Source organism: Bradyrhizobium sp. USDA 3364 (genome assembly GCF_054056355.1).
The window spans coordinates 4,436,502-4,459,758 of record NZ_JBSRYG010000002.1; the positions used below are offsets into that span (position 1 = coordinate 4,436,502).

The 23,257-nt window shown below is 64.9% G+C and carries 21 protein-coding genes; 8 read left to right on the plus strand and 13 right to left on the minus strand.

Annotated elements, in window-relative coordinates; genetic code table 11:
• Positions 1-123: 123 nt before the first annotated feature.
• Positions 124-717: a thiamine pyrophosphate-dependent enzyme gene (locus ACVILL_RS20915; protein ID WP_456730780.1), complete on the minus strand. Its 594-nt coding sequence runs from the start codon at positions 715-717 to the stop codon at positions 124-126.
• Positions 717-1,277: a thiamine pyrophosphate-binding protein gene (locus tag ACVILL_RS20920; RefSeq protein ID WP_456730781.1), complete on the minus strand. Its 561-nt coding sequence runs from the start codon at positions 1,275-1,277 to the stop codon at positions 717-719. The genes ACVILL_RS20915 and ACVILL_RS20920 overlap by 1 nt, the downstream gene beginning before the upstream one ends.
• 375 nt (positions 1,278-1,652) lie before the next feature.
• On the opposite strand from ACVILL_RS20920, the gene ACVILL_RS20925 reads away from it, so the two are divergent.
• Positions 1,653-3,380, plus strand: a complete 1,728-nt coding sequence (locus tag ACVILL_RS20925; protein WP_456730782.1) for an adenylate/guanylate cyclase domain-containing protein — start codon at positions 1,653-1,655, stop codon at positions 3,378-3,380.
• 170 nt (positions 3,381-3,550) lie between these two features.
• Positions 3,551-4,504 (plus strand): ABC transporter substrate-binding protein, encoded by a 954-nt coding sequence (locus tag ACVILL_RS20930; RefSeq protein ID WP_456734317.1) that lies wholly within the window; start codon positions 3,551-3,553, stop codon positions 4,502-4,504.
• Position 4,505: 1 nt separating this feature from the next.
• Here ACVILL_RS20930 and ACVILL_RS20935 read toward each other — a convergent pair whose 3' ends face one another.
• Both ACVILL_RS20935 and ACVILL_RS20940 read right to left on the minus strand, forming a co-directional pair.
• The gene (locus ACVILL_RS20935; protein ID WP_456730783.1) at positions 4,506-5,315 is read right to left on the minus strand and encodes an isocitrate lyase/PEP mutase family protein; all 810 of its coding nucleotides are present in this window, start codon (positions 5,313-5,315) and stop codon (positions 4,506-4,508) included.
• A 72-nt stretch (positions 5,316-5,387) separates the two neighbouring features.
• Positions 5,388-6,287: an alpha/beta fold hydrolase gene (locus ACVILL_RS20940; RefSeq protein ID WP_456730784.1), complete on the minus strand. Its 900-nt coding sequence runs from the start codon at positions 6,285-6,287 to the stop codon at positions 5,388-5,390.
• Positions 6,288-6,392: 105 nt separating this feature from the next.
• Between ACVILL_RS20940 and ACVILL_RS20945 the strand changes: the two genes are divergently transcribed.
• Complete coding sequence (locus tag ACVILL_RS20945; protein ID WP_456730785.1) at positions 6,393-6,902, plus strand: MarR family winged helix-turn-helix transcriptional regulator; 510 nt, start codon at positions 6,393-6,395, stop codon at positions 6,900-6,902.
• A gap of 10 nt (positions 6,903-6,912) precedes the next feature.
• Here the strand turns inward: ACVILL_RS20945 and ACVILL_RS20950 are convergent, their stop codons facing one another.
• From ACVILL_RS20950 to ACVILL_RS20965, 4 genes are all read right to left on the minus strand, one after another.
• Positions 6,913-8,769 carry a methyltransferase domain-containing protein gene (locus ACVILL_RS20950; protein ID WP_456730786.1) on the minus strand — a complete coding sequence of 619 codons (1,857 nt, stop codon included), beginning with the start codon at positions 8,767-8,769 and terminating at the stop codon, positions 6,913-6,915.
• Between the two features lie 180 nt (positions 8,770-8,949).
• Positions 8,950-10,224 (minus strand): cytochrome P450, encoded by a 1,275-nt coding sequence (locus tag ACVILL_RS20955; RefSeq protein ID WP_456730787.1) that lies wholly within the window; start codon positions 10,222-10,224, stop codon positions 8,950-8,952.
• A 72-nt stretch (positions 10,225-10,296) separates the two neighbouring features.
• Positions 10,297-11,568, minus strand: coding sequence for a cytochrome P450 (locus tag ACVILL_RS20960; RefSeq protein ID WP_456730788.1), 1,272 nt, complete (start codon positions 11,566-11,568; stop codon positions 10,297-10,299).
• 244 nt (positions 11,569-11,812) lie between these two features.
• Complete coding sequence (locus ACVILL_RS20965; RefSeq protein WP_456730789.1) at positions 11,813-12,136, minus strand: hypothetical protein; 324 nt, start codon at positions 12,134-12,136, stop codon at positions 11,813-11,815.
• Positions 12,137-12,489: 353 nt separating this feature from the next.
• Here ACVILL_RS20965 and ACVILL_RS20970 point away from each other — a divergent pair, with 353 nt between their 5' ends.
• The gene (locus ACVILL_RS20970) at positions 12,490-13,641 is read left to right on the plus strand and encodes a DUF898 family protein (protein ID WP_456734318.1); all 1,152 of its coding nucleotides are present in this window, start codon (positions 12,490-12,492) and stop codon (positions 13,639-13,641) included.
• Between the two features lie 105 nt (positions 13,642-13,746).
• Positions 13,747-14,871, plus strand: a complete 1,125-nt coding sequence (locus ACVILL_RS20975) for a M48 family metallopeptidase (protein WP_456730790.1) — start codon at positions 13,747-13,749, stop codon at positions 14,869-14,871.
• A gap of 25 nt (positions 14,872-14,896) precedes the next feature.
• Here ACVILL_RS20975 and ACVILL_RS20980 read toward each other — a convergent pair whose 3' ends face one another.
• A complete protein-coding gene (locus tag ACVILL_RS20980; protein WP_456730791.1) occupies positions 14,897-16,045 on the minus strand; it encodes an ABC transporter substrate-binding protein in 1,149 nt (382 codons plus the stop codon).
• Between the two features lie 396 nt (positions 16,046-16,441).
• Between ACVILL_RS20980 and ACVILL_RS20985 the strand changes: the two genes are divergently transcribed.
• Together ACVILL_RS20985 and ACVILL_RS20990 are read left to right on the plus strand one after the other, a co-directional pair.
• Positions 16,442-16,654, plus strand: coding sequence for a hypothetical protein (locus tag ACVILL_RS20985; RefSeq protein ID WP_456730792.1), 213 nt, complete (start codon positions 16,442-16,444; stop codon positions 16,652-16,654).
• Positions 16,655-16,808: 154 nt separating this feature from the next.
• Positions 16,809-17,255 carry a hypothetical protein gene (locus ACVILL_RS20990; protein WP_456730793.1) on the plus strand — a complete coding sequence of 149 codons (447 nt, stop codon included), beginning with the start codon at positions 16,809-16,811 and terminating at the stop codon, positions 17,253-17,255.
• A 241-nt stretch (positions 17,256-17,496) separates the two neighbouring features.
• Here the strand turns inward: ACVILL_RS20990 and ACVILL_RS20995 are convergent, their stop codons facing one another.
• From ACVILL_RS20995 to ACVILL_RS21010, 4 genes are all read right to left on the minus strand, one after another.
• Entirely contained in the window at positions 17,497-18,492 is a 996-nt protein-coding gene (locus tag ACVILL_RS20995) for a LysR family transcriptional regulator (RefSeq protein ID WP_456730794.1), read from the minus strand.
• Between the two features lie 87 nt (positions 18,493-18,579).
• Positions 18,580-19,611 (minus strand): MerR family transcriptional regulator, encoded by a 1,032-nt coding sequence (locus tag ACVILL_RS21000; protein WP_456730795.1) that lies wholly within the window; start codon positions 19,609-19,611, stop codon positions 18,580-18,582.
• A 357-nt stretch (positions 19,612-19,968) separates the two neighbouring features.
• Complete coding sequence (locus ACVILL_RS21005; protein WP_456730796.1) at positions 19,969-20,769, minus strand: DUF2927 domain-containing protein; 801 nt, start codon at positions 20,767-20,769, stop codon at positions 19,969-19,971.
• Between the two features lie 107 nt (positions 20,770-20,876).
• Positions 20,877-21,449: a L,D-transpeptidase gene (locus ACVILL_RS21010; RefSeq protein ID WP_456730797.1), complete on the minus strand. Its 573-nt coding sequence runs from the start codon at positions 21,447-21,449 to the stop codon at positions 20,877-20,879.
• A gap of 225 nt (positions 21,450-21,674) precedes the next feature.
• Here ACVILL_RS21010 and ACVILL_RS21015 point away from each other — a divergent pair, with 225 nt between their 5' ends.
• Entirely contained in the window at positions 21,675-23,222 is a 1,548-nt protein-coding gene (locus tag ACVILL_RS21015) for an acetolactate synthase large subunit (RefSeq protein ID WP_456730798.1), read from the plus strand.
• Positions 23,223-23,257: the final 35 nt, after the last annotated feature.

Below are 23,257 nucleotides of genomic sequence, written 5' to 3' on the forward strand. Positions count from 1 at the left end.
CTCGCGACAAAATTGCAAGGCAATTTTGCGCTGAAGCGACGAAGCAATCCATGCTTCCGCGGGTCTCCTGCGATGGATTGCTTCGCTTCGCTCGCAATGACGGGGTTGCATTCATTCAAATGCTCAGCTCACCTTGAAGCCGAGATGGCCGCGGAAGCGGTTCTTGAGGTAGGTGCCGTCGCGCGGCGGCAGCGCACGCTCGACCTCGCCGGACGCGATGCGGATCCGTGCCAGCCGCGGGCCGCCTTTGAGATCGCGCAGGCTGGCGCGGAAGCGTTCGATGCCAGCCATGTCGGCGATGTCAGAGACATTGCCGATGCCCGCGCCGCTCGCGATCACCTCGAGTTTGGCGCCAAGGCCGGAGTGGCTGAGCTGCATACCGGTTTCGCCGAAATGGCCGTTGTCGAGCACGGCGATCGAGAGATTACCCGGCCGCTTGGTTGCGATGGTCAGCAGGCTGCCGATGCCCATCAACTGCTCGCCGTCGCCGGTCACGACCAGCACCGGACGCTTCGGCTGCGCCAGCGCAAGCCCGAGCCCGACCATCGCGGCACCTCCCATCGCGCCCCAGAGATAGAAGTTGCCGGGATGCTCGCCGGCATCGAACACATCGTAGGACGAGGAGCCGAGCCCGGAGATCACGAGCAGCTCACCGCGCTCAGTGAGCAGCGCCTTCACGGCGGCGCGGCGATCCAGAGTGCCTGTTGCGGCTGACATCAATGCGTCTCCTTGGTCCACTTCTTGCGGCCGATCATCCGCTGCGAGATCAGCACGGCGACCTGCTGGTCGCCGTCATAGGCGAGCGAGGCGGCGGCCGAGATCACCTCCTCGGCGTCGTCGGGGTTCTCCAGCCGCAGCACGGTGGTGCCCATGATCTCGAAGGCCTGCGGCGTCGCCCGGCCCATCGGAATCTGCCAGGGATTGAACTCGGCCCATTCGCCGCGCATCGTCACCAGCGTCAGCAGCGGGAAACGGCAGCTCGCCATCAGCGACAGCATGTTGACGCAATTGCCGACGCCGCTCGATTGTATCAGCAGCACCGCGCGGTCGCCGCCGAGCCAGGCGCCCGCGGCCATCGCGACGCCTTCCTCCTCGGTGGTGAGCACCGTGGTCGTGATGTCGGCGTCCGCATGCGAGAGCTTGATCAGCGTGGAATGACCGGCGTCAGGAACGTAGGACACCTGCGCCACGCCAAAGCTCTTCAGCGTGCGGTAGATCGCAACCGGCCAGTCCCGGCTGGTCGCGCTGTCCTGGTGAACGGCAATCTGGTCCATCATGGCCTCGGTGAGAGCGTCTTCAGGCGAAGCGGGTTACCGGTTCGCGTGAACAAACGCGTCGAAACAACAATCGAGAATTCCGTTCCGATTCGACCGGAACGAAAGGCTCGAGGAACGCGCAGTGGCGCGTCCTCTCACCGAAGCGTTAGCCCGCGAGCAGCCATAATTCCCTTCGCATCTGGCGCGCGCAGCTATACCGGATTTGTATAACCCGCCAAAGCGAGCGAAACGGCGGCCGGAGCGGCTGCGTCCCCTTGGTCGGAGCGGCAAAGAGCCTATGTTTCAGATTGCGGAACGGCGGCAGCGCCGGGCTGCAGGCAGGGCTTCATTTTTTTGGCATATTGATCGACCCGTCGTATTTTCAGGTATCGGGGCATGATTGTCCGAGATCGGTTTCGCAGCCTCTTTCCGAAGTATTTTCTCGCGCTGTTCTTGGCCGTCGCGTTTCCGCTTGCGATCAACGGCGCTATTGAAGCCTGGTTCGGCTACCGCGACCAGCGCGCCAGGCTGGACCAGCTGCTCGGTGTCGAGGCGGCATCCGCTGCCGCTGAAATTCATAATTTTATCTCCGACATTCCAAGCCAGCTCGGGTGGCTGGTCCAGTTGCCATGGACCGACGAGCTCGATGAGGGGCGGCGGACCGATGCGCTGCGGCTGTTCCGCCAGGCACCCGCCATCGTCAGCCTGACGCTGATTGACAATAACGGGCTGGAGCGTCTCCATGTCTCGCGAGTCGGCCTCAATCGAATTGAAAGTCGCACTGATCGGTCGGCCGATCCCGCGCTGCTCGGCGCCCGCGCGAGCCAGGTCTGGTTCAGCGACGTCAGCTATAACAGGGGCTCAGAACCCTATTTGACGGTTGCGATCATGGGCAACCGGCCCGCGGTCGGCGCGGCCATCGCCGAAGTCAATCTCAAGCTGATCTGGGATGTCGTCGCGGCGATCACGGTGGGCGAAACCGGCCTCGCCTTTGTCCTGGACAGGCAGGGGCGCCTCATTGCCCATCCTGACATCAGCCTCGTCCTCCGCGGGGTGGAAGAGACGACGTCGCAGCCATTCCGCGCGATACGCGACGCGATCGGTCCGGGAGACGGCTTTGCAACGAGCCGTGACGCACAGGGACATCAAGTTGCCGCCAGCGAGGCGCCCGTGGCAGGGCCGGATTGGACCGTCGTGGTGGCGCAGCCGCTCTCGGAGGCTTACGCCCCGATCTACGCCGCCTTGCGACGGACGACGGTGCTTCTCGCAGGCAGCACCATATTCGCAGGGCTGCTCGCCTATGCATTCGCGCACCGGATGACGGAGCCGATCAGGCTGCTCGAGGAGGGGACGGAGCGGATCGGCGCCGGATCGTTCGAGCATCGCATTTCGATCCAGACCGGGGACGAGTTTCAGCGTCTGGCCAACAGCTTCAACAGGATGGCCGGCGAACTCGCGCTCGCGCAACAGCACCAGGAGCGGATCGCAAAGCTCAAGCGATTTCTCGCGCCGCAGGTCGCCGATCTCGTCGATCGCGCCGGTGACGACAGCGTGCTGGATGGCCGCCGCACCGACGTCGTCGTCGTGTTCTGCGATTTGCGCGGGTTCACCGCGTTTTCGGCAGGCGTTGCGCCTGAGGAAGTCATGAGCGTGCTCTCCGAGTATTATGAGGTTCTGGGCAGGGTCATTGCGCAATTTGAAGCGACACTGATCAGTTTCTCCGGCGACGGACTGATGGTGCTGGTGAACGCGCCCGTTCCGGTCGAGGAGCCGGCGCTCAGAGCCGTCGACCTTGCGGTCGAAATGCAGAAGCGTGTGCAAGGGCTGATCACGAGTTGGCGATCCCGAGGCTACCAGGTAGGCTTCGGAATAGGTCTCGCCAGCGGCCCGGCGACCGTTGGGCGGATCGGCTATGAGGACCGGCTCGATTACACCGCGATCGGCAGCGTCGTGAATCTCGCCGCCCGCCTGTGCGCATCTGCCGCAGATCGCGAAATCCTGATCGACACCGACACCGCGACAAGTGTGAGGGGCAAGCGCTCCGTCGAGGATTTCGGAAGTCGCCAAATCAAGGGCTTCGATGAGGCAATTCCGGTATTTGGAATTTCCCATGATGCGTTCTAGCCGAGACGGTTGCGGATGCCTGGCACAATCCGCGGGGCGACTGGCCGGGCATCGTGGGATATGCTCTTCCTGACGGCGGACGGGCAGCGGGTCGGTCGAGCATGAGTTGCGCTCACACTAGTGCAGCAACGTCGCGCGGACGCGCCAGGCGGCGCGACGTCCTGTTGTTGATGGCAGCCGCCGCGGCGTGGACCAGATCCTCGCACGCGCAGAAGCCGTCCATGCCCGTGATCGGCTATCTCTGTCCGGAATCGCCGGTGCTGTTTGACAGCCGGCTGAGGGCTTTCCACCAGGGACTTCGCGAAGCCGGCTTTGTCGAGGGCCGCAATGTTGCGATCGAGTATCGATGGGCCAACGGGCAGTATGCCCGGTTGCCTGCGTTGGCCGGTGAATTGATCGCGCGAGACGTCGATCTGGTGGTTGCGCCCGGAGGCGCGCCTGTCGCGCTTGCCGCAAAGGCGGCCGGCGTCACCAAGACAATCGTGTTTGAGATGGGCGGCGACCCTGTTCAATTGGGTGTGGTGGACAGCCTGTCGCGACCGGGAGGCAATATCACGGGCGTCTCGAGCCTGAGCGTCGACGTGTCGCCGAAGCGGCTCGAGTTGATGCACGAGCTGTTGCCGGCGGCGACCATATTGGGGGTCGTCACCAACCCGACAAGTCCGACCGCCGGATCGCAATTGCAGCGGCTTCACGCCGCCGCCGAAACCCTGGGGGTTCACCTGAAGATTCTGAGCGCGAGCAAGGAGGAAGAATTTGAATCCGTATTCGCTTCGGTGGCGCGAGAATCGGCAAACGCGTTGGTCTTCACCTCCGATCCCTATTTTGCGTTTCGTAGCCGGCGATTGGCCGATCTCGCGATGACCTATGGCGTTCCGGCAATCACGCAAACGCGGGACTTCCCCATGGCCGGAGGGTTGATGAGCTATGGCGGAGATTTCATGCAGTCGCATAGACGGGCGGGCATCTACGCCGGCCGGGTTCTGAAGGGGGAGAAGCCCGCCGATCTTCCGGTACAGCTGGTGACCAAGGTCGAGTTCGTCATCAACCTGAAGACCGCCAAGCTGCTTGGCCGCGAGTTCTCTCCTTCAGTCGTCAGCGGCGCAGACGAGGTGGTCGAATAGGCTATGCGTTCGCATTCGGTTGCAGAAACGTGCCGTATTGCTTGCTTGTGACAACCGCGGCGGCCGCCTGTCCGATGACGCGCATCGCCGCCAGCATGGGCCACGGCCCAAGGCTGATCCTGCGAACACCGGCGCGGGCGAGATCGGCGATTGCGGGAACGCCCTGTGTCACCATGATGTTGACCGGCAGCGGCGTCAGTTTCACGAGCCGCTCGATCAGCGCGAGGTCGGTGAGTCCCGGCACAAAAATTCCATCTGCACCGGCATCGGCATAGACCTTCGCACGCCGTGCCGCTTCATCCAGGCATTGCTCCGGCGATCCGAACTTCAGCAGAAACGGATCGGTTCGCGCATTGATGAAGAGATCGATGCCGAGTCTCCGAGCGGTGTCCCGCACCGCCCTGACCTTCGCGGCGTGCCGCCCGGGATCAACGAGCTGCCGTTTGCCGCCCAAAAGCCCATCCTCGATATTGATACCGATGGCGCCGGCCTTCAGGATCCTCGCCGCCGAATTCGCGGCTGCGTCCGGCGTGTCGCCATAGCCTGCCTCCAGATCGATCGATACCGGAACCGGCACCGAAGCGGTCATCCGGGAGACCAGGCCTTCCACCATGTCGAGCGGGGCATTCTCTCCGTCTGCATAGCCGAGCGCGGAGGCAACCGCGCCGCTGCTGGTCGCCACCGCCGGCGAGCTCTTCGCGATGGCTTTGGCGGTGGCGACGTCCCAGGCGTTGAACAGGACGAGCGGGTCGCCCGTGCGGTGAAGACTGCGAAACTCTTCGGCATATTTTTGCTGTGTCGAGGCGTCCATAGCGCGCACTCCTTCTCGGAAGATTTGCAGGATGGTGTGACTGATGTCGGCTGCAGGTCGCGGCACGCCAGCTCAGTCGGCGGCGTGCGTCGTGAACCAGGCCATGATCAGACCGGTGACCTTGGCCTCACGCTCGAGATGCGGGAAGTGCCCGACATCGGGCAAGACGACGCGCTGATGTGGCCCCTTGAAGAGCGGCTCTTCCTTCATCGAATACCGCGCTGTCGGATCGTTGCCGCCATAGATCGTGAGCGTTGGCGTATGCATGTCCTTGATCGGCAGCCGGCCCGCAACTCCCGCATCGACCAGGCCGTTGTAGTATTTCAGCGCCGCCTTCATGGTACCGGGAGAACTGAGCGTCTCCTTGACCGAGCGGAGATGCTCGTCGTTCTGCAGGGTGGGCGACCACAGCTTCCAAAGGTAGTCGACGAACGGAAGTCCCTCGATGTTGACCGCCGAGTGAGCGCCGGGCACCGTAAAGAAATAGACATGGAAGACCGATCGAACGGCATCGGGATCGCTCCTGAGGCTCGGGATTGTGATCGGGTGCGCGGTGTTCATGACGACCGCGGCCTTGATCGCCGACGGCGCCGTGACCAGCGCCTGGAAGGTTGAGGTGCCGCCCCAATCCATGCCGACGACGCAGGCCTGTCCGTCGTCGCTCAGCGCCGCGATCAGCGCTTCGAGATCCTGGCCCAGTGCGATCGGATCGAAGATGCCGTCGGCCGGAATCTCGGTCGGCGCATAGCCGCGCAGGAACGGCGCGACCGCACGATAGCCGGCGTCCGCGAACACCTGCAGCTGCTTTCGATAGGACCAGGCGTTGTCGGGAAAGCCGTGCATGAACATGACGAGCGGTCCGTTGCCCTGTTCGAGATAGGCAAAGCGCACGCCGTTGGCCTGCACGTATTTCAGCGTGGGCTCGTGGCCGGCGGCGTCGGGCGTTGCAAGTGCGGCGCTTCGGGTCGTCATCGCTACTCTCCATTTTGTCGTGGCTGCTCTCCTGGATAAATATGTGCGTAGCGCACATGTCAGGTCAAGTTGTTTTTTGTGCGCAGCGCACATATTATCGATCGCATGGAAAACGGAATCGCCAATCTGCTGGGCGCGCTGTCGCTCGCCGTCATGGATCGCATCGAGCAAGGCGCGCGCGAGGTCGTCGGCCGCGGCGGCGAGACGCCCGCGGCCCTCATCGTGATCGGCTACGGCCAGGGCATGACCAACGACAAGCTCAGGCGAATCCTCGGCCTGTCGCATTCCGGTACGGTCCGGCTGGTCGATCGTCTGGTTTCGGATCGGCTGGTCGAACGCCGCGCGGGGAAGGACGGCCGCGAGGTCGCCTTGCACCTGACGGCATCTGGCGCCGCGTCGCGGAATGAGCTGCTGGCATCGCGGATTTCGGCCGTGACGTCGCTGCTGGACGTGCTGTCAGCGGCTGAGCGGAAGCAGCTTGCAACGCTGATCCGCGAGCTCTTGGCAAGGCAGGACACCTCCGAGATGGATCGCTTCACGATCTGCCGGATGTGCGACGACCGGGTCTGCACCAACTGCCCGCTGCCGACAAACAAGGGCCAGCACGCGCGTTAGCACCGTGCCGTTAGTGCTCGCGCTTGCGCGCTGTGAACACGTACATGTCCCAGAACGTCTCGGGATGATCGACCTCGAAGCGGTGCCACTGATCCAGATTGGTCTCGTCGGCCGTGCCCGGAAAATGCTTGCGGAATTGGTCGAGCACCGCGGGATCGTCGAACGGCTCGAAGCCCTGGAACGTCAGGCCGTGCTCGTTCAGGAATGCCGCGATCGCGGGAATCGTGAGGCGGTGTTCCATGACGTTGAACAGCAGATCGCGGCAGCCGCTCATGCTGTAGAAATCCTTGGCGCCGATCAGCGGTTTCCATTGCTCCGCCTCGCGGAAGAGGTCCTGGCGGCACCGTCTGATGTCGTCGGCTGAGGCGCGATAGCCGCGCGCGGCGATGCGGGCGCGGGCGTCAACGATGACGCGGCGCGCCAGCTCGCTGTACAGGCCGATGCGCATCGTGCCGCCCGGCCGCAGCAGCGAGACCAGCACCCGCCAGCCGGCCATCGGTTCGGCAAGGTGGTGCAGCACGCCGACCGACTCGATGCTGTCGAAGCTGCGGCCGATCGCGCCCAATTCCAGGATATCCGCCTGGGCATATTCGATGTTGTGCAAGCCCAGCTCGTGCGTCTTGCGGCGCGCATAGGCGAGGCTGGTCATGCTGATGTCGACCGCGAGCAGACGGGCATTCGGATAGACCTGCGCGATCTGGATCGCGTGCGAGCCGGTGCCGCAACCGGCGATCAGGATTTCCTTTTCGGCCTGCTGTTCCGCGGTCGCGATGGTCCGTCCGCGCGCCCGGTCGGCCGCGAATGCGGTCAGCGGGTTCACCGTCCAGCGCGGATAGGGATTTTCCTCGTACTGGCGCATCACCTCGACCGATACGTCGTTCCTGATCGGGGTGAGCACCGCAATGGCGCTACGCTCTTCCATCTCCTCGCGCGGCTCGCGAAGCTGGACCTGCAACAGGCCGGCGGCGGCCAGAGGCCAGTCCCGGCGCAGCAGCGGATCCGCGGCCGGCAGGGCATGAAGCGGAAAATAGGCCGCGACGACCGCCAGCGTGAGCGGCGCGATCGCGGCGCCCGATGTCAGATCCTGCTGCAACCGATCGCGCAGTGCGCTTGCGAGTCCGGTTTCCGCCGCAGTCTGTCCAAAGGCATATTCGTTGATGAAGCATTGCCGGGCGAGCGCGCAGGCGAAGGCAACGACGTCATCGTCGACTTCATCCTCGACTTCACCCTCTCGGCCTTGCTTGCTCGCGAGCCGGAGCAGTTCGGCGCGTGCATGTCCGAGCAGCACCTCGAGCTGCATGCTTGCCAGCGTCGTCGCTTCCATCGCACAGCGCAGGAACAGGTCGCTCGCAAGCGGAGCGACGCGTTCGGGGCCGAACAATTCGTCGCTCGTGACCGGCAGCGGCCACTTACCGGCAATCCGCCCGACATAGCTGGTGACGGTCGGGCTCTGCAGGATGAAGCCGACGGCCTTTGCATCCATGCCGAGCGCCAAGGCCTTGCTGAAATGCGCGGCCGCCTTGGCACGATTGCCGAGCGCCTGGTAGGAATTGCCGGCATTGTAGTGGCAGGCGGCGTTCACCTCGTCTGACGCGATCGCCTTCGTGAACATCTTCGCGGCCGCGCGGTGATCGCCGGATGCCTGCGCCATCAGGCCGAGCAGGTTCAGGCTCTGCACATGCGCAGGCTCGCGCACGAGAATTTGCCGGCAGATCTCCTGCGCCTCGTTGAAGCGGCGCATCCCATAGAAGCGGCTGGCCTCGGCAGCGAGGCCGGCAATGCTGATGCCAGCGGCGCCGAAAGCAGGCGAACTCTTGGCGGACGCGTCCCGTTGCTTACCGGCCGCACGCCGTTCTTTCCGGTTCATGATCCGTCAACTAGATCGTAATGCGTTTCCACGGAAACGCATCACGATCTCATCTCTTTGTTTGAGCATGATCTTTTCGTAAAACCGGTTTCCACTTTTCCGGATCATGCTCTAGCCCAAACCGCAAGACGCCGGCAAGACATAGGGCCGAACGTAGGTGCAGCCAAGGATAATCTGGATCTAGCCCGGGATCCGCACCGGCAGGTTCTCGATGCCGCGCACGAAGCTGGAATAGACCCGCTTCGGCTCGCCGACCACCTCGATGCGGTCGAAGCGCTTCAGCATCTCCTGCCAGACGATCTTGAGCTGCAGCTCGGCAAGGCGCATGCCGACGCAGCGGTGGATGCCGAAGCCGAACGACAGATGGATGCGCGGCCGCGCGCGGTCGATGATGAACTCGTCAGGACGGTCGATCACCTCGTCGTCGCGGTTGCCGGAGACGTACCACATCACGACGCGGTCGCCCTTCCGGATCGTCTTGCCGCCGAGCTCGGTGTCCTGGAGCGCGGTGCGCCGCATATGCGCGAGCGGCGTTTGCCAGCGGATCACTTCCGGCACCATGGTGTCGATCAGCGCAGGGTTCTCCTTCAGCTTCCGGAACTGGTCGGGATGCTCGTGCAGCGCCAGCACCGAGCCGCTCATGGTGTTGCGCGTGGTATCATTGCCGCCGACGATGAGCAGGATGATGTTGCCCATCAGATTGTCGGGGTCCATGTGCCGGGTGGCGTCGCTATGCGCCATCATCGACAGCAAATCGTTGCGCGGCGGTGCGTTGACGCGCTCGTTCCAGAGCTTCGAGAAGTAGGCGTAGCACTCGTCCATCTCCTGCCGGCGCTGCTCCGGCGACTCGACGATGCCGCTCTTCGGCAGGGCGGTGGAGACGTCGGACCAGCGCGTCAGCTTACGCCGCTCCTCCCAGGGGAAGTCGAACAACGTCGCCAGCATCTGGGTGGTCAGTTCGATCGAGACGCGCTCGACGAAGTTGAAGGTCTCGTTGCGCGGCAGATTGTCGAGCACGCTGGCCGAGCGCTGGCGGATCAGCTTGGCCAGCTCGTCGAGATGATCGGGCGTGAACATCGGCGACACGGTCTTGCGCTGATGGGCGTGCTTCGGCTGGTCCATCGCGATGAAGCTCGGATAGTCGTAGCCGGGCGGCACGTCGCGGATCGAGATGCCGCCGAGCGTGGAGTCCGAGGAGAAGATGCCGTGGCTGGTGTCGACATGCATGATGTCGTTGTACTTCACAACCGACCAATACGGCTCGATCGGCGCATTGGTGCAGTAGTGCACCGGCTCTTCCTTGCGCAGCCGCTCGAACCACGGCCACAGCGTGTCGTCGCGGAACAGTTTTGGCGCGCCGGGATGAAAATCTTTCAGCGGCGTCGCATAGGCTTCCTCGCGCGCCTGGCGCTTTAGCTCGGCCCGGTCGGCACGGATGGCGGTCTGGACGTTCATCTCAACTAGCTCCAGTGAATGCTCTCACTCCCACCTCTCCCGTAAGCGGGAGAGGGAGAAACCTACCATGCGTCAGGCGGCAATGCGCACCGGCAGCGTCTCGTAGCCCTTGATGAAGCTGGAATACACCCGCTGCGGCTCCTCCACCACCTCGATGGTGTCGAAGCGCTTGAGGATCTCCTCCCAGATGATCTTGAGCTGCAGCTCGGCGAGGCGAAGGCCGACGCAGCGGTGGATGCCGAAGCCGAACGAGATGTGGGTGCGCGGCCGGGCGCGCTCGATGTCGAACACGTAGGGCCGCTCGATCGCCTCCTCGTCGCGGTTGCCCGAGACGTACCACATCACGACCTTGTCGCCCTTCTTGATCTGGCGGCCGCGGAATTCGTAGTCGGCGAGCGCGGTGCGCCGCATGTGGGCGAGCGGCGTCTGCCAGCGGATCACCTCGGGTACGAAGCTGTCGATCAGATCAGGGTTCTCGCGCAGCTTGCGATACTGCTCCGGATGCTTGCTCAGCGCATAGATGCTGCCGGACAGCGTGTTGCGCGTGGTGTCGTTGCCGCCGACGATCAAGAGGATCAGATTGCCGAGGAAGTTCTTCGGATCCATGTTCCGCGTGGCGTCGCTGTGCGCCATCATCGAGAGCAGGTCGCTCTTCGGCGGCTGGCTCGAGCGCTCCTTCCAGAGCCGGGCGAAATAGGTCGCGCATTCCATCAGTTCGGCCTGCCGCTCGTCCTCGGTGGCGACAAGGCCGCCGGCGCCGGGCAGGGTGGTGGCGACGTCGGACCAGCGCGTCAGCTTGCGGCGGTCCTCCCAGGGGAAGTCGAACAGCACCGCGAGCATCTGCGTCGTCAGCTCGATCGAGACTTTGTCGACCCAGTCGAACACCTCGCCGCGCGGCAAATTGTCGAGGCACTCGGTCGAGCGCCTGCGGATGTTGATGGCAAGCTCGTCGAGATGCGTCGGCGTGAACATCGGCGCCACGGTCTTGCGCTGCGCCGAATGGCGCGGCTGGTCCATCGCGATGAAGCTCTCGCGGCGCAGATCCGGCGGCACGTCGCGGATGGTGATGCCGCCGAGCGAGGCGGCCGAGGAGAACACCGAATGGTTGGTCTCGATGTCCATGATGTCGTTGTAGCGGGTGACCGACCAGTACGGACCGAACATCGAGTCCTTGCAGTAGTGCACCGGGTCTTCCTTGCGCAGCCGGTCGAAATACGGCCAGAATGTATCGCTCTTGAACAGCTCGGGATCGCCGGGATCGTAGTCCGCGAGCGCAAGCGTGTTGGCGCGCTCGCGGGCGGCGTCGAGATTCGTGGTGTCGGCGAGATCGATGGTCCCGTGCATGAGCGGCTCCTCAACCGTTGCAGCGGCCGGGGGCATCGCCGGCGCGGCATGTTTTACCGAATTACATTCCCATTCGGCGGTTTGCGCAAGGGCTCTCGACGCGCATTTGGCCGCATCGATACCAGACCAAAGCGGCCGAATCCGGGCCTTTCGCGGTTGGTGGAGGGGCATGGCGGCGACCACGCCCGTTTGAAACGCCGTTTGATTTGGTCGAGCCGCGGCGTGCGGACGGTGCAAGCGCCGCCTATTGGTTGTCGGTTTTCGCGCCGCCGGTTTTTTCGCTGCCGGTCTTTTCGCAGGGATAGGTGTCCTGCATCCCCCAGAGCAGCAGGAGCGCGACCACCATCTCGCCTTTCGCGGAGCGCTTGTCGGCCGACTTGAGCATGATCTCTTCGGTCTGCTCGCTGCTCAGTGCGAGGTCGCCCGGCATGCAGAACAACATCTGGCCACCATGCCGCTTCAGCCAGGCATTGGAAGCCATCAGGCCGCCCCTGACGCCGTCCAGGTACATATGATTGAAGATACGGAAGTTCTCGCTCTTTGGATTACGATAGGAATCCAGCCGCACGTCGGCCGCTGCAACGGGAGCTGCCGTGAGCGCCAGGACGCAAGCCGACAATACCCACGTCTTCATCGCACTTTTCCTCGCCTGCGGCGGCGTGGCTGCCGTTCCGTCGGCCTAGCGTAAGTATGCAATGCGCTGTTTTGGGTTCGAAGCTCGCTCCGCGGCACCTGGAAGGGCGTCGGCGCCGCCTGGGCTGCGCGGCTCCCCGCAATCCCGTTAAGGCAAAGCCAACCGCACCCCGCCAAAAACCGCCCCGGCCCTCGACCTCCTGTGAAACCTGGATCACACTCGCGGCGACAAACCTGTGCTTTTGATACGCAGAGATTGTCCCGTCCTGGAGCTATCCCGTGAACGACATGAGCTGGACCCCGCTGGGGCCGCCGCAGCCGCCGCCGCAACCGGTCCCGCCGCCGATGCCGGTGGCATTTTCAGGGAACCGGAAGGAGTTTTTCCGCCTGATCGCGCGCGGCGCCGGGCTCGAATTGGTCACGGTCGGCTTCTACCGGTTCTGGCTCACCACCGACATCCGCCGTCATCTCTGGTCCAACACCCAGATCGACGGCGACGCGCCGGAATATACCGGCCGCGGCAAGGAGCTCCTGATCGGCTTCCTGGTCGCGCTCGCGATCCTGGTGCCGATCTATCTCGGCTACTTCCTGATCGGCATCGAGGCGGAGCATCTCAAGGCATTCGCCTCGCTGCCGCTGGTCGCCTTCTTCTATCTGTTCGGCCAGTTCGCGATCTACCGCGCGCGGCGCTACCGGCTGACCCGCACGGTGTGGCGCGGCGTCCGCTTCTGGATGAGCGGCTCGGGCTGGATCTACGCGCTCAAGGCCTCGCTGTGGGGCCTGCTGGTCATGATCACGCTCGGCTTCGCCCTGCCGTGGCGCGAGGCGGCGCTCGAGCGCTACAAGATGCGGCATTCCTATTACGGCGATCTGCAGGGCTCGTTCGAGGGCCGCGGCTGGGACTTCTTCAAGCGCGGCTGGTGGCTCTGGCTCCTGATGCCGTTCGCGCTGATTTCCTACGTCTTCATCCCGTTCGCTTATGCCGCGTTCAAGGCGATCGAGTGGCGCTGGTGGCTGTCGGGCATCCGCTTCGGCGAGGTGAGGCTGGAATCCACGCTTCCCCGCGGCGCGCTGATCGGCTTCTACTGGAAGATGATCGGCTGGATCGTGCTGCTCGGCATGGTGTTCGCGGCCTATCTTGGACTCTGCACCTTCCTGGTCGCCAGCATCGACGGCTCCTCGATCGAGACCCTCTTCAAGACCGAGGGGTTCGCCAGGAGCATTCCCCTGATCGTCCTGTTCGGCATCGGCTATCTCGCCTTTGCGCTGGCGATGAACGTGGTGATGCGGGTCTATCTGATGCGCGATCTCTGGGTCCGGGTGCTGTCGTCGACTATCGTGCACAACATCGAGGCGGCGGCCGACGTCACCGCGCGCGGCGATCTCGCCAACGCGCTCGGCGAAGGCTTTGCCGACGGCCTCGACGTCGGTGGGTTCTAAAGCATGATCCGGAAAAGTGCGAAGCGGTTTTCCGAAAAGATCATGCTCAAAAAAGGAGCTAAAGCGCGATGACGATTCAACCCAATCTCAGCGCGCTCTAGCAACATGGAATCCGAGTCCGGCCCGGCCAACTCCGCGGCGCTGCCTGCTCGCGGCGGCGTGTTCTTCGACGGCCTGTCGAACCGGCGGCGCATCGTCGCGCTCAAACTGTCCGACGCGCTGGAGATCAGGGAAAACGGCGAGCCGCTGGCGCGCTGGCCGTTCCACGACATCCGCCGCGCCGACAGTCCGTCAGGCCTGTTGCGGCTGAGCTGTTTGACCGCCCCGTCGCTGGCGCGGCTGGAAATCCGCGACGCGCAGCTGATCGCCGAGCTCGTTGCGCGCTGCGACGCGCTCGAGGACGGGCTGCCGAGCCGCAGGGGCGTCGCCGCGATCGTCGGCTGGTCGCTCGCGGCCGCGGTCTCGATCGTGCTGGTGGTGCTGTTCGGCGTGCCGCTGGCCGCCGAGCGGCTGACGCCGCTGGTGCCGGATTCCTTCGAGCGGCGTCTCGGCGACGTCGCGGAGGCGCAGGTCAAGGTGGTGTTCGACGGCAAGCCGTGCAGCGCCAGCGCGGCGGGACAAGCGGCGTTCGAGAAGCTGGTCGGCGAGTTGCGGGCGGCCGCAGGTCTCGACAATTCGGTGCAGTCGGGCGTGCTGGCGACGCCGGTTCCGAACGCCTTCGCGCTGCCGGGCGGCAAGGTCTATCTGTTCGACGGGCTGCTGGCGAAAGCGGAAAGCCCCGATGAGATCGCCGGCGTCCTGGCGCATGAGCTCGGCCATCTCCGCCACCGCGACAGCATGCGCGAGCTGATCCACAATGGCGGCACCTCGTTCCTGATCGGGCTGCTGTTCGGCGACATCACCGGCTCCGGCGCGTTGATCTTCGCCTCGCGCTCGCTGGTGACGTCGTCCTATTCGCGCGACGCCGAGACCAACGCCGACACGTTCGCGATCGAGACCATGCACAAGCTCGGCCGTCCGGCGAAACCGATGGGCGAATTGATGTTCCGCGTCACCGGCAAGGAAGGCGGCAAGGGGTTCTCGATCGTCTCCGGCCATCCGCTGACCGAGGATCGCCTCGCGCGCATGGACAAGGCCGATGCCGCCAGCCGGCCCGACGGTCCGCCGCTGCTGTCATCGGCCGAATGGCAGGCGCTGAAGGGCATCTGCAGCGGCGCCGGCAAGGTGTGATGGCGCAGCCGCCGACGGTCCCTCGCTACTTCACCAGCCGGAATTTGCCGCCCTCGACCTTGATCAGGAACGCAGAGCGCTCGTCATAGCCGTTGTGGTCGATCGCGCTCATGGTCGAGAGGCCGTTGTTCAGGTAGACGTCCTTGCCGCGCTCGAGCTCGTCGCGCAGCGCGGCGCGGAATTCAGCCGTGCCGGGCTTTGCCGTCTTCAGCGCATTGGCCGCCGCGCGCTTGAACAGCGTGACCGCATCCCACAGATGCGCGCCGAAGATGTTCGGTTTCTGGCCGTTGGCCTTCTCGTAGGCCGAAACGAATTCGTCGCGCACCTGGCGGAACGGATCGTTGGCCGGCAGGTCGTCGGCGATCGTGAAGGCCTCGCCGGTGAAGACGGCGCCATCGATATTGGCGCCGCCGAGCTTGATGAATTCCTCCGACGCAACGCCGTGGGTCTGGAAGATCTTGCCGGCATAGCCGCGGCTGCGCAGCGCCTCCTGCGGCAGCACGGCGGGCGTGCCGGCAGAGGCGATGAACACCGCCTCCGGGTTGGTCGCGATCACCTTCAGCGCCTGGCCCATCGCGCTGGTGTCGGCGCGCGCATAGACCTCGTGCGTCGTGACGGTGATGCCGAGCTGAGGGGCGAGCCGCGACACTTCCTTGTAGTATCCTTCGCCATAGCCGTCGGACACGCCGATATAGCCGAGCGTCTTGATGCCGGATTTGGCGATGTATTTCAGGATCGCCGCCGCCATCAGATCGTCGTTGGGCACCACCTTGAATGCCCAGCGGCGGCGGTCGTCCATCGGCTGCACGATCGCGGTCGCCGCCGCGAGCGAGATGATCGGCGTCTTGGATTCCACCGCGACGTCGAGCATCGGCATGGTCACAGGGGTGAGCGAGGAGCCGATCAGGATGTCGACCCCGTCCTGGATCACGAGACGTCGGGCATTCTGGGTGCCCTTGGTGGGATCGGACTCGTCGTCGAGCGCGATATAGGTCACCTTCTCGCCGCCGATCTCCTTCGGGAGCGCGGCAATGGTCCGCATCTGCGGCTGGCCGAGCGCCGAGCCCGGACCCGAGCCGGACACCACGACGCCGACCTTGATGTCGGCACGTGCGTCCGGCGTAACCAGCATCGCGCCCGCGAGTACCCAGAGTCCGGCCACGGCCAGCTTCATTGCAAATCCTCCCAGCAAGTTCTTTTTGTATGCGGCCGATGATAGCCGACCGGCGTCCGGTCTCGCATCATATTGATTCCGCCGGATGCGTCTGTCCCCTGGATTGGGGACACCTGATTGGGGCGCCGGCATCGATCGCCGGAATTGCCGCGTCGCAAACCTGTCCCGAAACCTCGCGTTTACCACTTCCCTAAAGGCGGTGAGAACCAGTTTCCCTAATCCGGCGGCAACGACCTCCTGCTATTGATGGACGGGAAAAGGGAGTACGAACCATGTTCAGCATCGTTCGGATCCTGGTTTTGATCGCATGTGCGCATGCGGGATCCGCGTACGCGGAAATGCCGTCTGACGGCTCGCGGCCTTTGCAAGCAGTCCACGTCTACGCAGTCCACGTCGATGCGTGAACCTCATCCGATCGCGTCCGAGCACGCGCGCGCCATCTGCGAAGAAATCGGCGAGAGGCTGCGCTATGCCCTGCGCGGCGACTACGCCGATTTGCCGCCGAGGCTGCGGGAGCTCGTCAGTGAGCTCGCCCGGCAGGATTGCGCGGCGCCGTCGCTGGTGCCCGCGATGGCGGATATGACGAGGCCGCTGGTCGTCGCCGCCTAGGTCTTTCCTGGCCCATGAGCGGTCGCCATGTTGCTGATTGTATCTTGAGCGTGGCCACACGGCAGCGAACTCGCGCCGAATAGCAATCCCACGCAGTTGAATGTGTGCTAGCCTGCATCCCGGGATGGAATGACCGTCCGGCATTTGGGAGGACATGGCTATGAAAGGCTCGTCGTTCTTCGTCACGCATTTCGCCGTCGCACTCTTGTCGATCGTCCCACCGCTGTGCGCGTCGAGCAGCCCGGCATGGTCGCAGCCCAGCCCGCTTCCCGACATTTCGGTCAACGCGCCGAGGCATGTCGCCGCGCAACACAGGCCGAACCAGCGCGCGGCGGCCCGCGGCACCTCGTCTTCGTCTCCGCATGCGGCTGCGACTTCGGTGTTTTGCATCGGCGGCTGCATCTCGAGCATGAGGTCGGGTGACCGCCCCTGGGTCGGCTGCTCCTGGTCGGCCGGCGCGTCCGCCTACACCGGATGCAGAAACATCGGGCCCGGCGGCGTCCCCTTCAAGAGCTATAATGATTGCACGGAAACCGGACTGAAGAACGGCTGGAGAAGCGGTGAAGTCTCGGCGTATTGCTCCACGCTGGCGCTGAAGTAGAACAACATAGCCGTCGTTGTTCGCCGCGCTTGGGGGTAACTGAAGGGAGATGCTTCGTTGAGGCGCGTCCCGCCGGATCGACCGAACTCGGCCGAACTTTTGTGGAGTCGCCATGCGGGACCCTGTAACGAGTTCATTGCGATCGACCAGACGGCAGATGGAAAGGTCGCGTCCGTAACGGGAAAGCTCTATCCGGTTTGTCTCTAGCTTGTGCGGTCTCGATCGTGGCGTCGCGTCCGCGCTACACGTTCTTCGCGACTTTCCGCGTCCGCGTCGGTCCGGCGCCGGCAATTGCCGGCTTGATATTCCACACCGCGCGCACGCTCGCGAAGGCGTGGGCGATCACAGGCTCCTGGCGGCGGGCGGCGAGGCTGGCAAAGGAGAGATCGCAGGTGAGCTTCACCTTGTCGGCGACCACGAATTGATGCGGGCGCGCCATCCGCGGCGCCAGCACATTGTCGCGCGCGAGGCTGAGACAGAGGCCGGATTCGACGAAGTCGATCATCGCCTCTTCCTGGTCGGTGTAGCCGATGCGCTTCGGCAACGGGCCGAGCGGGCGGAAGATGTCGTCGAGCATCCTGCGGTGACCGGAGTGCGGCGGTGTCGCGAGCCAGGGCAGCTCGGCAAGCTCCGCCCAGCCCTTGCCCATCACCCGGTCCCGCCAGCCGATCGGCGCGATGACGCGGTAATCGTAGCTGAGCAGCGGCGCCAGCTGGTAGCGGCCGTCGGCAATGGTCCGCTCGGCGAAGCTGTGATGGATGAGCTGGTCCGGCGGCGTAGCGTCGACATAGTAGCCGACGTCGAGCTCGCCCCGGCCGATCTGCGCCAGCACGTCGTCGCTCACGCCATGGCGCAGGAAGACTTCGGTACGTTGCGACGACATCGCAAGGCTGCGGACAAACGGTCCGAGCCGGGTGAATTCGGGGTCGAGGATGGTGCCGACCCGCAGCGTGCCGCGCTGCGCCTCGTTCAGCGAGTCCGCCATCGCCTTGAAGTCGGATGCCGCCGCCACCGCCCGGTGCGCCAGCGGCAGCAGCGACGCACCGGCCTCGGTCAGCGTGAAGCCGCTGGGCGTGCGGTTGAACAGCTGCAGCCCGGTGCTTTCCTCGAGTGCCTTCAGTTGCAGGCTGACCGCGGGCTGGGTCAGTTTCAGCATCGCTGCTGCGCGCGACACGGTGCCCTCACGGGCGACCGTGATGAAGCAACGCAAGGCCTGGGTACGGGGAAGCTCGGTCATCGCAGCCGCTTATACCACACTTTTCAGGCGCGCATCCGACCTGCGTCGTGCATTGTCATGCAATGATAATACAACCAATGCGTGAATTCAGGACGACCGCCACGCAACCATGCCTTCGGTCCGCGCGCGCACCTCCGGCGAGGCGAGGCAGGTCGCAACCGCTTCATAGCCCACCGCGCCGGGGACGGGCCTGACGCAGACCGGCCGGCTGTGATTGGCGGGGCACAAGATGATCGCTTCATCGTCGCCGACCGTGTCGAGGTCCAGGATCGCGTTGGACCGCGTGAGGAAGAACAGCGGCCGCGCCTCCGGTCCACGACGGCGCAGATGCGCGATGATCGCTTCCTGGCTCGCCGCATCGAGCCCTTGCTCGAGCATGTCGATCACGAGGATCGCACCGTCGTCGGCCTCGAGCGAGGCGAGCAGGACGGTCAAGGCGATCGAGTCCGCCGCGCCGTCGGCCAACAGGACGGCACGGCTCGTTTCGACCCTGGCCCTGTGCGCCGCGTCGGCATCGAGCCGCGCAGATGCGGCCGCGCCGCCGTCGGCTGCGCGGTCCAGCCCCAGGAACGTGGCGCCGGGCAGCACGTCCGCGAGCCGCTGGGCGAGGCGCGTCTTGCCGCTGCCGAGCGGGCCGACGATATAGTTCAAGGCTTTGATGTCGCGCAGTTCGAAGCGCTCGCCGCCCCATGGCCACGGCAGGTCGAACGCGACACCGATCGCCGGCCGTGTCCTGACGGCACCGATCACATCACGCGTCGCGGGCACCTTGCCGCGGCCGAGGTCGCAGCGCAGCCGGCGCACTCGCGCGATGCTGTCGCTGCATTGGCGGATGCGTGCGTCGAGCGCGGCCTCATGCGCGGCCAGCACGCGGCCGAGGATGGCCGCGTCGCCGTTCAGGATCCGCGCCACTTCACCGATGCCGAGGCCGAGCGCGCGCAGCTCGACGATCTCGGCGCAGCGCGCCATCTCGGCGGCGCCATAGGCGCGCCATCCCGCCGGCGAGCGGACGGGTGCAATCAGGCCGCGCTCCTCGTACAGGCGCAGCGCTTTCGCCGAGATACCGAGCTGTCTCGCAGCTTCGGACGGGCCGAGGAAACGGGCGGCAGCAGCATTCATCGAATCACCTCGCGTCATCTGACCGCGCTTCCATGGAGGCGGCCGCAGGGGCAAGGTCAAGCGGGGAGGGGGGCTGTGCTGAATCCGGTGAGGTGACGACCGTGAGGTGAGCACGCATCTCAGGCTCCCTCTCCCCTTGCGGGAGAGGGTGGGGAGAGGGGTGAGCCCCGGGCGAGACGGTTGATGAGGGCACTGGTCGCGCAACTGCGTGCGCCTATTGTCGCGACGCATACGGCGAGCGCACGTCGTGTGGCACCCCTCTCCCTAACCCTCTCCCGCAAGGGGAGAGGGAATCCTGCTGCCGGTGTGTCCCTCACGCGCGGTGTGCCGCGAGCGTGCGCACCAATCGCGCCACGCTCACTCCAGATGGTTCACCTTCGTCACCCAGGCGCGGACGTCGGCGAGCACGGCGGGCAGCACGGCCTTGACCTCCTGCACGTTCATGCCGGGCTTGATGCGGCGGTCGTAGAGCAGATTGAGCAGATATTGGTCGTAGACATCGAAATAGCCCATCGAGACGCTGTCGTTGAACATGGTCCACGGCACCGTCGCGGTGTCGTTGATCGGGCCGAGCGACTGCAGCAGCTCCTCATAGGCGCAGTCGAGAAAGACGAAATCGCCATTGTCGACGGTGAGGATCACGTCGGAATGCTCGATCTCGTAGTTCTCGTTCTTGCGGAAGCCGGACAGGCATTGCGGGTCGAGCGAGGAGCGGATTTCCCTGGCGCGCTCCTGCCCGTAATAGGTCGCGATCGTGCGGTAGAGCTCGCGGTCGCGCACCAGCTTGACCACGACATTGGCGGCCTCGCTGTTCTCGGTCATCGCGATGTCGAGATGCTGCACCCTGGCGCGGATGTCGGCGACGACCTTGCCGAGCTGGGCCTTGCGGTCGGCGCGGCTGCCGTCGGCGAACACGCGCACTGGCCTGTCGTATTTGCGGATGCGGTCGACGCGCCCGGCCAGATGATATTCGGCGCCGAACGCGGTCTTCAAAAAGCCCTCGACGATCTCGGCGTCGGTGAAGACCTTCTTCTCGCTGCGCTGACGCGCGACGACGGCCGGCACCTCGGCGGCGGCTGCCGGCACGGTGGCGTCGGCAAGGCAGGCGGCGAGTGCTGCCGCGAGAAGGAGCAGGATCGAGGGGCGGGGCTGGGGCATTTTGACAACGCTGCCGCAAGGTCTGCGGCAGCGCAAGGAGGGATCAAGCCGTCGGGATCAGCGATCTTGCCGGACGGCGGAATTCGGTTCCGATGAAATCGCCGTGATCAATTTCTCACCACGACGGTGGCGCCGACCGAGACGCGACTATAGAGGTCGGTGACGTCCTCATTGGTCATGCGGAAGCAGCCCGACGAAACCGCCTGGCCGATCGTCTCCGGCTCGTTCGAGCCGTGGATGCGGTACAGCGTGGAGCCGAGATACATCGCGCGCGCGCCGAGCGGGTTCTCGATACCGCCGTTCATGTGGCGCGGCAAATCGGGGCGGCGGCGCAGCATCTGCGACGGCGGCGTCCAGGACGGCCATTCCTTCTTCGCGGAGATGCGGTGGACACCGCTCCAGCGGAAGCCGTCGCGGCCGACGCCGATGCCGTAGCGCAGCGCCTGGCCATTCGCCATCACCAGATAGAGCCTCCGCTCACCGGTGCTTATCACGATGGTGCCGGGGGCGTAGTTGGTCGGGTAGCTGACGGTGGTGCGCGGGATCGGACCGGAGCCGCCGCCGCCGAAGAAACTCGGGGTCTCGGACTGGTAGCCCCGGGAGTCGAAGAACTGGGCCTGGGCCTGGCCGGCACCTGCCAGGATCGTGAGCGCGGCAAACATCAAGGCAAACGGGCGCATGGTCGTCGTCCTCGCGAACAATCAAATATCAAGTCAGACAGGCCACAATTGCCGGCGTTTCGCAAGCGACGAAGCCGTGACTTCAGGCAGTTTCGGCCAACACGGTTTAAAAAGGCAACAGATCGGAGGCGATACCTGCATTGTCCGGCCAAGCCTTTGACGAAGCGGATGAAGAATGGTTGATCTGGATCAACCCAAAGAAACGTCATTGGCGGGAGCGAGATCATGAATGGTGCGGAAAGTCTGGTGCGGACATTGGTCGCAGGCGGCGTGGATGTCTGTTTTACCAACCCGGGCACCTCGGAGATGCATTTCGTCGCGGCGCTGGACAAGGTCCCGGGCATGCGCTGCGTGCTCGGCCTGTTCGAGGGCATCGTCACCGGTGCGGCCGACGGTTATTTCCGCATGAAAGGAACGCCGGCCTCGACGCTGCTGCATCTCGGGCCCGGTCTCGCCAACGGCCTCGCCAATCTGCACAACGCCAAGAAGGCGCATTCCGGCATCGTCAACATCGTCGGCCAGCACGCCACCTACCACATCGGCTACAACGCGCCGCTGACATCAGACATCGAGGGCCTGGCCCGCCCGATGTCGTCCTGGGTGCGCACCTCGCCGGACGCCAAGTCGGTGGCCGCCGATGGTGCCGCCGCGATCGCCGCGGCCAGGAGCGCGCCGCCGCAGATCGCGACCCTGATCCTGCCGGCCGACACCGCCTGGAACGAGGCCGACGGTGTCGCTGAGGTGCCCGTGGATACGCAGCGCCCGAGCTACTCGCCGCAGGCGGTCGACACCGCGGCAAGAATCCTGCACGGCGATGCCGCGCACACGCTGCTGCTGGTCACCGGCAGCGCGCTGACCGAGCACGGGTTGGCGCTCGCCGAGCGCATCGCCGGCAAGACCGGCTGCACCGTGATGGGCCAGACCTATCACCCGCGCATGGCGCGCGGCCGCGGCCGCTTCTCGGTCAACCGGATTCCCTATGTGATCGAGCAGGCGCTGCCGATCCTGAAGAATTTTCGTCACATCGTGCTGGCCGAGGCCAACGATCCGGTGGCGTTCTTCGCCTATCCGAACAAGCCGAGCATGCTGAAGGCGGAAGGCTGCGAGGTGCATCGCATGACCGCCTGGGGCGAGAATTCGGTCGCAGCCCTCGAGGCGCTCGCCAATGCGCTGCATGCAACCGCGCAGGACGTCAAGCCGCAGCAGCATCCGGAACTGGTCAAGCCGACCGGCGCGCTCAATCACGCGACGATCGCGCAGGCGATTGCGTGCGCGATCCCCGAGAACGCCATCATGGTGGACGAATCCGTCACCACCGGCCGCGGCTTCTTCCCGCCGACGGCGGGCGCTGCGCCGCATGACTGGTTGCAGAACATGGGCGGCTCGATCGGCTTCTCGACACCGGTCGCGACCGGCGCCGCGATCGCCTGTCCGGACCGCAAGGTGATCTGCATGGTCGGCGACGGCAGCGCCATGTACACCATCCAGTCGCTGTGGACGCAGGCGCGCGAAGGGCTCAACGTCGTGACGATCGTGTTCGCCAACCGGATCTACCAGATCCTGCGCGGCGAGTTCGACGGCGTCGGCGCCGGCGAGCCGGGCAAGCGGGCGCAGGACATGCTGAAGATCGACCGGCCGACGCTCGACTTCGTGGCGCTCGCGAGGGGCATGGGCGTACCGGGCAGGGCGGTGACCACGGCCGACGAGTTCAACAAGGCGCTGGCGGAAGCGGTTGCCGAACCGGGACCGCGGCTGATCGAAGTTCAGATGTAGCAGGGCGAGTTCATGGCCGCGGCGGCGGTCCAGTC

Bases quoted from the DNA above. Each gene is read 5' to 3' on its own strand.
- ACVILL_RS20955 (WP_456730787.1), bottom strand. From the start codon at position 10,224: ATGAACGTCCAGACCGCCATCCGTGCCGACCGGGCCGAGCTAAAGCGC.
- ACVILL_RS21015 (WP_456730798.1), top strand. From the start codon at position 21,675: ATGAATGGTGCGGAAAGTCTGGTGCGGACATTGGTCGCAGGCGGCGTG.
- ACVILL_RS20960 (WP_456730788.1), bottom strand. From the start codon at position 11,568: ATGCACGGGACCATCGATCTCGCCGACACCACGAATCTCGACGCCGCC.
- ACVILL_RS20995 (WP_456730794.1), bottom strand. From the start codon at position 18,492: ATGACCGAGCTTCCCCGTACCCAGGCCTTGCGTTGCTTCATCACGGTC.
- ACVILL_RS20915 (WP_456730780.1), bottom strand. From the start codon at position 717: ATGTCAGCCGCAACAGGCACTCTGGATCGCCGCGCCGCCGTGAAGGCG.
- ACVILL_RS21005 (WP_456730796.1), bottom strand. From the start codon at position 20,769: ATGCCCCAGCCCCGCCCCTCGATCCTGCTCCTTCTCGCGGCAGCACTC.
- ACVILL_RS20970 (WP_456734318.1), top strand. From the start codon at position 12,490: ATGAGCTGGACCCCGCTGGGGCCGCCGCAGCCGCCGCCGCAACCGGTC.
- ACVILL_RS20980 (WP_456730791.1), bottom strand. From the start codon at position 16,045: ATGAAGCTGGCCGTGGCCGGACTCTGGGTACTCGCGGGCGCGATGCTG.
- ACVILL_RS20990 (WP_456730793.1), top strand. From the start codon at position 16,809: ATGGCTATGAAAGGCTCGTCGTTCTTCGTCACGCATTTCGCCGTCGCA.
- ACVILL_RS20975 (WP_456730790.1), top strand. From the start codon at position 13,747: ATGGAATCCGAGTCCGGCCCGGCCAACTCCGCGGCGCTGCCTGCTCGC.
- ACVILL_RS21000 (WP_456730795.1), bottom strand. From the start codon at position 19,611: ATGAATGCTGCTGCCGCCCGTTTCCTCGGCCCGTCCGAAGCTGCGAGA.
- ACVILL_RS20925 (WP_456730782.1), top strand. From the start codon at position 1,653: ATGATTGTCCGAGATCGGTTTCGCAGCCTCTTTCCGAAGTATTTTCTC.
- ACVILL_RS20920 (WP_456730781.1), bottom strand. From the start codon at position 1,277: ATGATGGACCAGATTGCCGTTCACCAGGACAGCGCGACCAGCCGGGAC.
- ACVILL_RS20985 (WP_456730792.1), top strand. From the start codon at position 16,442: ATGCGTGAACCTCATCCGATCGCGTCCGAGCACGCGCGCGCCATCTGC.
- ACVILL_RS20950 (WP_456730786.1), bottom strand. From the start codon at position 8,769: ATGAACCGGAAAGAACGGCGTGCGGCCGGTAAGCAACGGGACGCGTCC.
- ACVILL_RS20940 (WP_456730784.1), bottom strand. From the start codon at position 6,287: ATGACGACCCGAAGCGCCGCACTTGCAACGCCCGACGCCGCCGGCCAC.
- ACVILL_RS20945 (WP_456730785.1), top strand. From the start codon at position 6,393: ATGGAAAACGGAATCGCCAATCTGCTGGGCGCGCTGTCGCTCGCCGTC.
- ACVILL_RS20930 (WP_456734317.1), top strand. From the start codon at position 3,551: ATGGCAGCCGCCGCGGCGTGGACCAGATCCTCGCACGCGCAGAAGCCG.
- ACVILL_RS21010 (WP_456730797.1), bottom strand. From the start codon at position 21,449: ATGCGCCCGTTTGCCTTGATGTTTGCCGCGCTCACGATCCTGGCAGGT.
- ACVILL_RS20935 (WP_456730783.1), bottom strand. From the start codon at position 5,315: ATGGACGCCTCGACACAGCAAAAATATGCCGAAGAGTTTCGCAGTCTT.